The sequence below is a fragment of the Amycolatopsis sp. NBC_01286 genome, from assembly GCF_035982555.1.
Taxonomy (GTDB): Bacteria; Actinomycetota; Actinomycetes; order Mycobacteriales; family Pseudonocardiaceae; genus Amycolatopsis.
Genome location: NZ_CP108428.1, coordinates 410,824 through 422,186, shown reverse-complemented (window position 1 = coordinate 422,186; position 11,363 = coordinate 410,824). Strand labels below are relative to the sequence as shown.

Annotated in this window: 10 protein-coding genes; 4 read left to right on the top strand and 6 right to left on the bottom strand. The window is 72.1% G+C overall.

Annotated features, from left to right (window positions below; genetic code table 11):
- Nucleotides 1-40: 40 nt before the first annotated feature.
- From OG570_RS01950 to OG570_RS01940, 3 genes are all read left to right on the top strand, one after another.
- Entirely contained in the window at nt 41-952 is a 912-nt protein-coding gene (locus OG570_RS01950) for a S8 family peptidase (RefSeq protein ID WP_326955357.1), read from the top strand.
- Nucleotides 953-1,095: 143 nt separating this feature from the next.
- On the top strand, nt 1,096-4,473 hold the full coding sequence (locus OG570_RS01945) for a pyruvate carboxylase (protein ID WP_326955356.1): 3,378 nt from the start codon (nt 1,096-1,098) through the stop codon (nt 4,471-4,473).
- A 2-nt stretch (nt 4,474-4,475) separates the two neighbouring features.
- Nucleotides 4,476-5,267, top strand: a complete 792-nt coding sequence (locus OG570_RS01940) for an arginase family protein (protein WP_326959839.1) — start codon at nt 4,476-4,478, stop codon at nt 5,265-5,267.
- A gap of 21 nt (nt 5,268-5,288) precedes the next feature.
- On the opposite strand, the gene OG570_RS01935 is transcribed toward OG570_RS01940, so the two are convergent.
- Nucleotides 5,289-5,651, bottom strand: a complete 363-nt coding sequence (locus OG570_RS01935; RefSeq protein ID WP_326955355.1) for a GntR family transcriptional regulator — start codon at nt 5,649-5,651, stop codon at nt 5,289-5,291.
- The gene (locus OG570_RS01930; protein ID WP_326955354.1) at nt 5,648-6,346 is read right to left on the bottom strand and encodes a hypothetical protein; all 699 of its coding nucleotides are present in this window, start codon (nt 6,344-6,346) and stop codon (nt 5,648-5,650) included. Before OG570_RS01930 ends, OG570_RS01935 begins: the two co-directional genes overlap by 4 nt.
- A gap of 296 nt (nt 6,347-6,642) precedes the next feature.
- Between OG570_RS01930 and OG570_RS01925 the strand changes: the two genes are divergently transcribed.
- A complete protein-coding gene (locus OG570_RS01925; RefSeq protein ID WP_247062109.1) occupies nt 6,643-7,920 on the top strand; it encodes a PucR family transcriptional regulator in 1,278 nt (425 codons plus the stop codon).
- Between the two features lie 18 nt (nt 7,921-7,938).
- Here the strand turns inward: OG570_RS01925 and OG570_RS01920 are convergent, their stop codons facing one another.
- The 4 genes from OG570_RS01920 to OG570_RS01905 all read right to left on the bottom strand — a co-directional run bounded on the left by OG570_RS01920 (nt 7,939) and on the right by OG570_RS01905 (nt 11,275).
- Nucleotides 7,939-8,535, bottom strand: coding sequence for a DUF6801 domain-containing protein (locus OG570_RS01920; protein WP_326955353.1), 597 nt, complete (start codon nt 8,533-8,535; stop codon nt 7,939-7,941).
- A 14-nt stretch (nt 8,536-8,549) separates the two neighbouring features.
- Nucleotides 8,550-9,116 (bottom strand): hypothetical protein, encoded by a 567-nt coding sequence (locus OG570_RS01915; protein WP_326947012.1) that lies wholly within the window; start codon nt 9,114-9,116, stop codon nt 8,550-8,552.
- Between the two features lie 11 nt (nt 9,117-9,127).
- Nucleotides 9,128-10,555 carry a DUF6801 domain-containing protein gene (locus OG570_RS01910; RefSeq protein ID WP_326955352.1) on the bottom strand — a complete coding sequence of 476 codons (1,428 nt, stop codon included), beginning with the start codon at nt 10,553-10,555 and terminating at the stop codon, nt 9,128-9,130.
- Between the two features lie 81 nt (nt 10,556-10,636).
- Nucleotides 10,637-11,275 (bottom strand): DUF6801 domain-containing protein, encoded by a 639-nt coding sequence (locus OG570_RS01905; RefSeq protein ID WP_326947015.1) that lies wholly within the window; start codon nt 11,273-11,275, stop codon nt 10,637-10,639.
- Nucleotides 11,276-11,363 lie beyond the last annotated feature (88 nt).

Here is an 11,363-nt window from a genome sequence, read left to right as displayed (position 1 = left end):
TGAGTTGTCGCGGCTCCGGCTCGCGGGTACCACGCTGATCATGAGGAAACGACGGGGTGTTCTCGCGGCCGTGGCCATCGTGCTCGCCGGGCAGGCGCCGGCGGCCGCCGCCGGGGGAGTGCAGCTGGATCCGCCCAGCTGGGGGCTGGACCGGATCGACCAGCGCGCCGGGCTCGACCACGCCTACCGCTACGGCGACGACGCCGCGGGCGTCACGATCTACGTGATCGACAGCGGTGTCGACGCGCAGCACCCCGACTTCCAGGGCCGCGTCGCGCCGGGGCGGGACTTCCTCGGCGGTGGCACCGACACGACCGACACCAACGGCCACGGCACCCGGCTCGCCGGGATCGCCGCGGGCCAGGCCTACGGCGTCGCGAAGGGCGCGCAGATCGTCCCGGTGCGGGTGCTCGACAAGGACGGTGGCGGTGCGACCGAGCAGATCATCGCCGGGCTCGACTGGGTCGCGCAGAACGCCCGGCAGCCCGCGGTCGCCGTCCTCGGCATCGGCGGCGTCCCGAACGACCAGCTCGACGCGGCCGTGAAGCGGCTGGCCACGGTGCTGCCGATCGCCGTCCCGGCCGGCAGCGAGACGGCGGACGCGAGCGGCTTCTCGCCGGGCCGGGTGACCGAAGCGCTGACCGTCGGGGCGATCGACGACCAGGACCACCCGGACAAGGCGTCCAACTTCGGCCAGGACGTCGACCTGTACGCGCCGGGCGTCGCCGTTCCGAGCCCGATCGCGGGCGGCACGACCGCGGGCCCGGAGTCGGGCACGTCGGTGGCCGCGGCGTTCGCGGCCGGCGCGGCGGCGATCTACCTGGCCCAGCACCCCGGCTCGACGCCAGCGCAGGTGGACCAGGCCCTCGTTCAGGCCGCGACGCCGGACGCGCTGAAGGGCGTCCCGGCAGGCACGGCCAACCGGCTGCTCTACGTGCCGCAGGCGTCCTGAGACTCCGGCAGGGAGGTGCCACCAGCGCTGATCGGCCAATCTTTCCACGCGCATGATGTCCATCACCTGGTATGCAGCTCCCGCCCAGCGGGAAAAACCGGGTAACGTGCGCTGACTACCGATCCAAACGGGAAGGACCGGGCATGTTCCGCAAGGTGCTGGTGGCCAACCGCGGTGAGATCGCGATCCGCGCGTTCCGCGCCGGCTTCGAACTGGGGGCCGGCACGGTCGCCGTGTTCCCCCACGAAGACCGCAACTCGCTGCACCGGCTGAAGGCCGACGAGGCGTACGAGATCGGCGAGCCCGGTCACCCCGTGCGCGCCTACCTCTCGGTCGACGAGATCGTCGCCGCGGCCAAGAAGGCCGGGGCCGACGCCGTCTACCCGGGTTACGGCTTCCTGTCGGAGAACCCCGATCTCGCGCGCGCGTGCGAGGAAGCGGGGATCACCTTCGTCGGCCCGAGTGCCGACATCCTCGAGCTCACCGGCAACAAGGCCCGCGCGGTCAAGGCCGCGCGCGAGGCCGGCGTACCGGTGCTCGGCTCGTCCGAGCCCTCCAGCGACATCGACGCGCTGGTCGCGGCGGCCGACGAGCTGGGCTTCCCGGTGTTCGTCAAGGCCGTCGCCGGTGGTGGCGGGCGCGGTATGCGCCGCGTCCTGGAGCCCGCTCAGCTGCGCGAGTCCATCGAGGCCGCGGCGCGCGAGGCGGAGTCCGCCTTCGGCGACCCGACGGTGTTCCTCGAGAAGGCCGTCGTGGAGCCGCGGCACATTGAGGTGCAGATCCTCGCCGACGCCGTGGGCAACATCATCCACCTCTACGAGCGCGACTGCTCGGTGCAGCGGCGTCACCAGAAGGTCGTCGAGCTGGCCCCGGCGCCGAACCTCGACCCCGAGCTGCGCGACCGGATCTGCGCCGACGCGGTCAAGTTCGCGAAGCAGATCGGCTACCGCAACGCCGGCACCGTCGAGTTCCTGCTCGACAAGCAGGGCAACCACGTGTTCATCGAGATGAACCCGCGCATCCAGGTCGAGCACACGGTCACCGAAGAGGTCACCGACGTCGACCTCGTGCAGTCGCAGCTGCGGATCGCCTCCGGTCAGACCCTCGACGACCTGGGCCTGTCGCAGGACAAGATCTACCTGCGCGGCGCCGCGCTGCAGTGCCGCATCACCACCGAAGACCCGGCCAACGGCTTCCGCCCGGACACCGGGATGATCTCCGCCTACCGCTCGCCGGGCGGCTCCGGCATCCGGCTCGACGGCGGCACCGCCTTCTCCGGCACCGAGATCAGCGCCCACTTCGACTCGCTGCTGGTGAAGCTCACCTGCCGCGGGCGCGACTTCGAGACCGCCGTCGGCCGCGCGCGCCGCGCCGTCGCCGAGTTCCGGATCCGCGGCGTGGCCACGAACATCCCGTTCCTGCAGGCCGTGCTCGACGACCCGGACTTCCGCGCCGGGCGCGTCACGACGTCGTTCATCGAGGAGCGGCCGCACCTGCTCACCGCGCGGCACTCCGCCGACCGCGGCACGCGGCTGCTGACCTACCTCGCCGACCAGACGGTCAACAAGCCGCACGGCGAGCGCCCGAAGACGCCCGACGCGACGCTCAAGCTGCCGAAGCTCGCGAAGGACGCGCAGCCGCCCGCCGGCTCGAAGCAGAAGCTCGTCGAGGCCGGTCCGGAGGGCTTCGCGCGCTGGCTGCGGGAGTCGCCGCACATCGGCGTCACCGACACGACGTTCCGCGACGCGCACCAGTCGCTGCTCGCCACCCGCGTCCGCACGAAGGACCTGCTCGCGGTGGCGCCGATCGTCGCGAACACCGTGCCACAGCTGCTTTCCCTGGAGTGCTGGGGCGGCGCGACCTACGACGTCGCGCTGCGGTTCCTCGCCGAGGACCCGTGGGAGCGGCTCGCCGCGCTGCGCGAGGCCGTGCCCAACATCTGCCTGCAGATGCTGCTGCGCGGGCGCAACACCGTCGGCTACACGCCGTACCCGACCGAGGTGACCACCGCCTTCGTCCAGGAGGCCACGAAAACCGGCATCGACATCTTCCGGATCTTCGACGCGCTCAACGACGTCGAGCAGATGCGCCCGGCCATCGAAGCCGTGCGCGAGACCGGCTCCGCCGTCGCCGAGGTGGCGCTCTGCTACACCTCGGACCTGTCGGACCCGGGCGAGAAGCTCTACACGCTCGACTACTACCTCAAGCTGGCCGAGCAGATCGTCGGCGCCGGGGCGCACGTCCTGGCGATCAAGGACATGGCCGGGCTGCTGCGCGCGCCCGCGGCGACCCGGCTGGTCACCGCGCTGCGCAAGGAGTTCGACCTGCCGGTGCACATCCACACCCACGACACCGCGGGCGGCCAGCTGGCCACCTACCTCGCGGCGATCAACGCGGGCGCGGACGCCGTCGACGGCGCGGTGTCGTCGATGGCGGGCACGACGTCGCAGCCGTCGCTGTCGTCGATCGTTGCGGCCACCGACCACTCCGACCGCACCACCGGGCTGAGCCTGGACGCGATCGGCGAGCTGGAGCCGTACTGGGAGAGCGTGCGCAAGATCTACGCGCCGTTCGAGGCCGGGCTGGCCTCGCCCACCGGGCGCGTCTACCACCACGAGATCCCCGGCGGGCAGCTGTCGAACCTGCGCACCCAGGCCATCGCGCTGGGCCTGGGCGACCGCTTCGAGGACATCGAGGCGATGTACGCGGCGGCCGACAAGATCCTCGGGCACCTGGTGAAGGTGACGCCGTCGTCGAAGGTCGTCGGCGACCTCGCGCTGCACCTGGTCGGCGCGGGCGTCTCCCCGGCCGACTTCGAGGCGGAGCCGAACAAGTTCGACATCCCCGACTCGGTGATCGGCTTCCTGCGCGGCGAGCTCGGCGACCCGCCGGGTGGCTGGCCGGAGCCGTTCCGCACCAAGGCCCTCGAAGGCCGCGCGGACCCGAAGCCGGTGCAGGAACTGTCCGAAGAGGACCGCAAGGCCCTGGAGGAGAACCCCCGCCGGACACTCAACCGGCTGCTGTTCCCCGGCCCCACCAAGGAGTTCGAGGCGCACCGCGAGGCCTACGGCGACACCTCGGTGCTGCCCACCAAGGACTTCTTCTACGGCCTGCGCCCGGGGGAGGAGTACGCCGTCGACCTCGAGCCGGGCGTGCGGCTGCTCATCGAGCTGGAGGCGATCGGCGAGGCCGACGAGCGCGGCCTGCGCACGGTGATGTCGACGCTCAACGGCCAGCTGCGCCCGATCCAGGTCCGCGACACCTCGATCGCGTCGGACATCCCGGCGACCGAGAAGGCGGACAAGGGCAACCCGAAGCAGGTCGCGGCGCCGTTCGCCGGCGTGGTCACGCTGCAGGTCAACGAGGGCGACACGGTCGAGGCCGGCGCCACGGTCGCGACGATCGAGGCGATGAAGATGGAGGCGTCGATCACGGCGTCCGCGGGCGGCAAGGTGGCGCGGCGCGCGATCAACGCCGTCCAGCAGGTCGAGGGCGGCGACCTCCTGCTCGTCCTGGAGTGACCCTGCTGATCAACGCCGTACCGCAGCGGCAAGGCGCGGTGGGCCCTCGGGCGGGCGACCTGCCCGGGGGCTGCGTGGCCCTCGCGGAGCTGGCCGGGCACGTGCTCGGCCGGCCCGTGCACCACGTCCCGCAGTCCCGTGAACTGTCCTCAGTGGACGGTGGGATCGCGTCACGGGCCGTGCTGACCGGGCCCAACCGCGCGGCCCAGCTGGCCGCGCTGGAGGCGCCCGGTGGACCGGTACTGACGATCGGCGGCGACTGCGGCGTCGAGCTGGTCCCGATCGGCGTCGCCTGGTACCGGTACGGCCCGGGCCTCGGCGTCGCGTGGTTCGACGCGCACGCGGACCTGAACACCGCGTCGACGTCGCCGTCGGGGGCGTTCCACGGGATGGTGCTGCGGTCGCTGCTCGGTGAGGGCGACCCGGAGTTCGCGGCGGCGCCGGCTCTGGAGCCGGGACGCGCGGTGCTGCTGGGGACGCGGGTGTTCGACCCGGAGGAGCGTGCGGCGGTTGCGCGTGGGCTGGCGGTCACGTCGGTCGATGCGTTGGCGGGTGCGGAGAAGCTGTACGTGCACGTGGATCTCGACGTGCTGGATCCGTCGGAGTTCGGCGGCCTCAACTACCCCGAGCCGGACGGCTGGACGATCGCGCGGCTGGTGTCGTCGCTGGACGCGCTGGCGGCCTACGACGTCGTGGGTGCGGGCGTCACCGAGTGCGTGGGCAACTCAGGCGAGGTCGAGGTCCTTCAGCCGGTTCTGGCTGCTTTGGGTCGGCTTCTCGTGAGTGGTGATTAGGGTTCTAACCCGCATTACCACTCACGACGGGTAGGCCTTGCGGACCGCGTCGAGGGCGATGTCGAGGTTCGCGCCCAGGTCCTGGGCCCGGGTCGCGTACTCGGTGGCCGCGGCCAGGAGCAGGGCGGCCGGGTCCGGACGGTCCGTGGGGATCGTGATCACCGTGCCGCGGGCCCGCGCCGTCTCCACCCAGCCCGCCGCCTCCAGCTCGCGGTACGCGCGGGCCACCGTGCCCGACGCCAGGCCCAGGTCGCGGGCCAGCTGGCGGATCGGCGGCAGGCGCGTCCCCTCGGGGAGCGCGCCCGCCGTGGCCGCGCGGATGATCTGGTCGTGCACCTGCCGCCAAGGCGCCAGGCCGTTCTCGGTGTCGACGACGATCTTCACGCGAGAGCCGGGAGCCTCTTCAGCGGGGCGGTGACGGCCAGGAACGCGGCGATGCCCACCACGACGATCAGGAGCGAGCCGAGGTTGCCCTGCGTCCAGCCGATCGCCGTGCAGGTGCCGATGCCCAGCCCGATCGCGACGCGGGCGCTGCGGCAGCGCAGCGCCAGGTCGGCGCGCGGCTCCCCGGCCGGCGGGCGCCGCACGGCCAGCAGGGTGATCGCCCAGCAGGCCACCGTCGTGCCCACGGCGACCGCCAGCAACGGCCACTGCCGGGTCAGGGCCAGGTGGACGACCGCGCCCGCCGACGCCAGCCCGCTGAGCACGAGGGCCCAGACGGGGACGACGTCGCGCAGCGTCCGCCGGACGAGGACGGCTTCCCGCTGCGGGCCACGCGTGGGCCGCTGGGCCAGCAGTTCGGCGATCAGGCCGCCGAGCAGCAGAGTGCCGGCGATCGAGGCGCCGTCGTTGTTGCCGCCGAACAGCAGCGGGAGCCCCAGGTAGAGCCACGGGTACCAGAACCGGCGCCGCTTGAGGTACCGGACGGCCAGCGCCACCTCGGCGGCGTCCGGGTCCGGCACCCCCCAGCGCACGAGCAGGCGGGCCCCGCGCTTGTCGTTCGGCCACAGGATGATCAGGATCACCAGGCCGACCAGGCCCATGAAGAGCCCGACCGCGAGCATGTTGTCCCACGCCATGTCGTACCTCCCGCTTGTATCAACCACACGATACAAGCGGCCGTGTCCGGGTGCGCGGCGGGCGCGGAGTTCGTCCGTTCGTACGTACATCCGGGTGCAGTCGGCGGGGTAGTTGTCAGCGTTGCGCATGGAGTCCTCGTGAACTTGTCACGAAGATGACAGGAAATCGGTTTCCCTTCGAAGGTGTGACACGTTCCGGGCTAGTTTTTCGATGTGTCCGGTGTCACCCCGCATCGGACGCGGGGTGCTCGGCCGCGCGTGGAGCGGGGCCTCTGGGGCGGAGCAAAGGAGCTGCGATGTCGGTCGAGCGCGGATTCGACCATCCGGCACCACCCGCGGCACTGCCCCGCAAGCTCGCCGACATCCTCCGGCCCGAGCTGGCCAGCCTCGCCGCCGAGATCGTCGACGAGATCCGCGCGACCATCCCGGCCTACGCCCGCCCGCTCGACGGGCCCTACGGCAAGTCGATCCGCGCCGGCGTCGAATACGCGATCACGCTGTTCGTCGCGCAGATCGCCGACCCGACGGTGTCCAAGGAGCAGTCCCACGACGTGCACCACCGCCTCGGGCAGAACGAGATGCGCGAGGGCCGCAGCCTCGACACGCTGCAGTCGGCCTACCGGGTCGGCGCGCGGGTGTCGTGGCGGCGGATCATGCGCGTCGGACGGCGGAGCGGGCTCTCGTCGGCGGTGATGTCCCAGCTGGCCGACGCGATGCTGGCGTTCATGGACGAGCTGGCCTCCGTCGCGCTCGACGGCTACCTGGAAGCGAAGGCGCGCACGGCGGGCGCGCTCGACACCTGGCGCCGCAAGCTGCTGCACCTGATCCTCGAGACGCCGCCCGCGTCACCGAAGGCGATCGCCGAGCTGGCCCAGCTGATCGGCTGGACGGTCCCGACCGACGCGACCCCGGTGGCCGTCTGCCCGGCCGACGGCGTCGCCCCGGCCCGGCGGCACGCGGGCCTGGACGCCGACGTCCTCGCCGAGCTCGACACCCCCGACCCGAAGCTGGTCGTGCCCGGCCAGCTGGGCAGCGCCCGCCTGGCGACGCTGCAGGTGGCGCTGCCGGACTGCCGCCTCTCGATCGGCCCGTGCGTGCCGCTGGCCTCGGTCGCGGACTCCCTGCGCTGGGCCCGGAACGCGCTGCAGCTCACCGAACGCGGCGTCCTGGTGCCCCGCCCGGTGCTGCGGGCCGAGGAGCACCTGGCGACGCTGCTGGTCAACTCCGACACGGGCCTGGTCGGCACGCTGCGGCACCGCCTGTTCGCGCCGCTGGCGGACATGACGGGCAAGCAGCAGGAGCGGCTGCTGGAGACGCTGCGGGCGTGGCTGGACAGCCAGGGCAACGTGGTGGAGATCGCGGAACGCCTCGGCGTCCACCCCCAGACGGTCCGCTACCGCATGCGCCAGCTCCAGGCCACCTTCGGCGACAGCCTGCGCGACCCGGGAGCCCGCTTCGAGATGGAGCTGGCGCTGCGCGCGGGCGCGGCCCCGCTGCCGCTGCGCTACCCGGTGAGCGACCTGCTGCCGGTCCCGCGCACGGGCGCGATCCGTCCACAGTGGACGCCGAGCTAGCGGTAGTGGTTGCTCCGGTCAGGTGATGATCAGGCTCGGGCTGAACGCCGTGTTCTGCGCGGGGCTGGTCACCTTCAGCGAGCAGTTCATCGTCCACGGCGTCCAGGTGCCGGTGGTGTACTTGTGCATCTCCAGGGCCAGGCTGAACGGCGGGTTCATGGCGAACGTGGCCGAAACGGTCCCCGAGACGGCCGAGAACGTCTCCGCGCCGCCGGTGAAGGTGATCGCCGCCGTGGTGCCGCTCCAGATGGTCGGGGCGATCACGCCGGGCGTGCTCGAGGTCACGGTGGCGCCCGTCAGCTTCACCGGGATCATGCCGCTGCCGCGGACGCCGTCGTACCCGGCGGCGTGCAGCAGGTTCTTCAGGGTCGTCGTGATGCCGAGGCTGCCGGAGATGTTCGTGATCCCGGGAGCGGTGCCGTGCGGGATCGAGCCGGGACCGTCGAACTGCTCCACCGCGGACAGCGTCTGCGCGGCGATCCCGGGGAACGTGCAGTTGTGGGCCACGCCGGAGGCGGAGTGGAACGTCGTCGTGACCGCCCCGGCCGGCGCGGCCGTTCCGGCGAGCACGGCGGCCGTCGCGGCGGCCAGGACGAGCGGGCGGCGGATCTTCACGGTTTCCTCCCGGGTCAGGTGATCGGGACGCTCGGCGTGAACGCCGTGTTCTGCGCCGGGCTGGTGACCTTGAGCGTGCAGTTCGACGTCCAGGGGGTCCACGCCCCGGTGGACGCCTTGTGGAACTCGAGGATCCCGCTCACGCTCGCGCCCAGCGAGAAGCCGACCGCGCCGGCCGTGCCGGCGGTGAACGTCTGCGGCGCGCCGGTCACGGTGACGGTGGTGAACGGCTGAGCGGGGAAACCGCCCGCGATCACTCCGGCCGCCGGTGTCGCGTCGGTGACGGAGAACGCCGCGCTGAGCGACCCGCGCACCGCGTCGTAGCCGATCGCGTTCAGCAGCGTCCGCACACTGGTGGGGAAGGTCTGCTGGAGGGACGGCGAAACCGTGAAGGGCAGGCCTGGGTGGGGATCGGTGACCGACAGCTCCGCGGCCACCGTCGTCGGCTGGGGCGTGATGCCCGGGAACGGGCAGTTGTAGGTCAGCGAACCGGTTTTGGTCAGCGTGGTCGCGCTCGCGGTTCCCGCCGTCACGCCGGTGACGAGCAGTGCCGCGACGACGGCCGTTCCGAGCCCCCTCATGAGCTTCCCCCTCAGTGTGGTTTCTTGACGGCCTTCTCCGCGTGCTTCGCGGCCGCCTTCAGCGCGTCCGGCGGCGGTCCGTTGGAGCCGGGCGGGCACTGGGTGCTGTCCGGATCCGTGCACACCACCAGGTTGTAGGTGTCCACGTAGGCCTGGTTGCCGTCGCCGGAGCTCATGCCGGTGAGCAGCGGCGACAGGTCCTGCCCGCCGGTGCCGCAGCCGGTGAACGCCGGGAGGCGGAAACCCTTGTCCGGGTCCGTCTGGATGTGCCCGACCCCGAACGCCTCGTACGGGCCGTCCAAGGTGAGCGTCACCGTCTGCGCCGTCACGCAGTCGGGGCCGAGGTCGAGCGGGACGCCGTTGACCTTCGCGTTGCTGAGGCGGGCCATCACCTGCAGCGTGGTGTTCAGGAAGGTGGCCCCGGTGTCCGGGTCGGTCGTGATGTTCCCGGCGACCTCGATGATCTTGCTGTTGCGGTAGTCGACCGGCAGGAACTCCACGGTCGCGGTCGTCGGCACGAAACCGAAGCCGAGGAACGACGTCGTCGCCTGGTTGAAGGTGGTCGACCCGGTCACCCGCGAGCTGCCGTCGTTCAGGTTGAGGATGAACAGCCCGTTGATCAGGAACGACGGGTCGGCGGTGACGGTCGCGCCGAGCTTCTTGACCGTCGACCTCGTCATGATCGTGACCAGGCTCAGCGGCACCGCGAACTCGTCCTCGGTCGGCGGATCGCCCGGAGCGGGGGCTTCGGCGGCGGCCGCGGCCGGCTTCTTCGCCGCTGTCCCCGGCTTCACCGGCGGGAGGACCAGCACCTTGCCCAGCGTCGTCTGCTGGTCGGGATCGAGGGTGCACGCGATCAGCGGCGCCGGCTGCGTGGCCACGGTGCCGGCCGGCGGCACCGCCGTCAGCGAGAGCGTCGGCGCGGTGACGTCGAAGGTGACGGCGCCGACGGTGTTCAGCGCGATCTCCGGCACGGCGCCGGTGGCGGTCAGGGTGACGTCCCCGGTGTCCGGCAGCGGGGTGGCCGCCACGGTGAGGGGGACCGGGACCTTGTCCGCGCGGTCGCCCTGGTGCACGGCGAGGTCGACGTTCAGGCTCCCCTGCAGCGACCCGGCGGTGGCCCCGGCCGGGAGGAGAGCCAGCGCGACGTCGCGGGGGAGGGTGAGCTTCGTGGCGAACTCGCGGATCGTCGCCGACGTCCCGGTCTTCGCCTGCGCCGGCAGCGTGGCCGCCGTCTCGGTGGTGAGCTTGCGCGCGCCGAGCGGATCGGCGAAGGGGCAGGTCACCGTCACCGACGTCTTCGCGTTCGTGTCCGGCGGGACCGCGGGTGCGGGCGCGGCCGAGCCGACTCCCGTCAGCGCGCCGTTCACCGCCGACAGCAGGCCGACGGCCGCCAGCGCGGAAACGGTGAGGGTGCGGGGCCGGACTCGACGGGGCATCGGGTTCCTCGGGTGGTTCGCGAGCGGGGACGGGAAGTCCCGGTGCGGGCCCGTCGAGGGGGCCCGCACCGGGACGTCGCGTCAGGAGACGGTGATGCTCGGGCTGAACGCGGTGTTCTGCGCCGGGCTCGTCACCTTCAGGGTGCAGCTCATCGCCCACGGCGTCCAGGCGCCGGTGGACTTCTTGTGGAACTCCAGCGCCGCCGACAGCGAGCTCGTCAGCGACAGCGTCGAGGTGCCCGCGGCGGCCGGGGCGGTGTAGGTCGGGATACTGGAGGTCGCGACCTGCGCGATGTTCACCGTGATCGCCCCGCCGGTCGGGTAGATCACCTGCGGGATGTTCAGCCCGGTCGCCGCCGGCTGCGACAGCGTGCCCGACGACACTGAGACCGGCACGGACGCCGTGCCCCGGATGCCGTCGTAGCCGACCGCGGTGAGCAGCGAGTGGACGGTCGCGCTGATCGTCGCCGTGCCGTTCACGTTGGTCGGGGTGACGGAGGTGCTGTGCACGACCGAGCTCGGGGCGTCCAGGTGCGCGACGACCGTGACCGGCTGCGGCGAGATGCCCGGGAAGGTGCAGTTGTACGTGACGGGCGTCGAGCCGCCGGCGGTGTAGGTGATCGTCGCGGCCGACGCGACGCCGGCCGTCAGCACCGCGATGGCGCCGATGGCGGTCGCGGTGGTGGCGATACCGGCGGACAGCCTGCTGAGTCGGGACATGGCTTCATCTCCTTTGATTCAGTTCAGTCTCGGCTTTGGCTGATCGATTTCTCGCCGCCGTGCCCCCATCGCGTTCACCCGACCCCAT